This is a genomic window from Pseudomonas sp. SWRI68 (assembly GCF_014269165.1).
In the GTDB taxonomy this organism is placed as follows: Bacteria; Pseudomonadota; Gammaproteobacteria; order Pseudomonadales; family Pseudomonadaceae; genus Aquipseudomonas; species Aquipseudomonas capeferrum.
Window position 1 is genome coordinate 1 of sequence record NZ_JABWRU010000094.1, and the last position, 223, is coordinate 223.

At 59.2% G+C, this 223-nt stretch carries 1 protein-coding gene; it reads right to left on the minus strand.

All coding sequences use genetic code 11. From position 1 onward, the window contains the following. A partial coding sequence (locus tag HU770_RS27390) for an immunoglobulin-like domain-containing protein (protein ID WP_186666636.1) occupies positions 1-223 on the minus strand: 223 nt, incomplete at both ends.

Sequence of the window (223 nt, forward strand, 5' to 3'; positions counted from 1 at the left end):
GGCACGGCCGTCGATGTCTGCTGCCGACTTGATACCCAGGCTGATTTCACCGGCGTCCTTATAGACGTCGTCGCCTTGCGCAGCATGGCTGTACGGCGCGCTGGTTTCGCCGGCCTTGATGGTCACAACTTCGTTGTTGCTCAGGGTCACGACAAGGTCGTGGTCCAGGGCAGCGTTGATGTGAACGGTGAAGGTCGGTTTAACGTTTTCCGCGACCGAAACC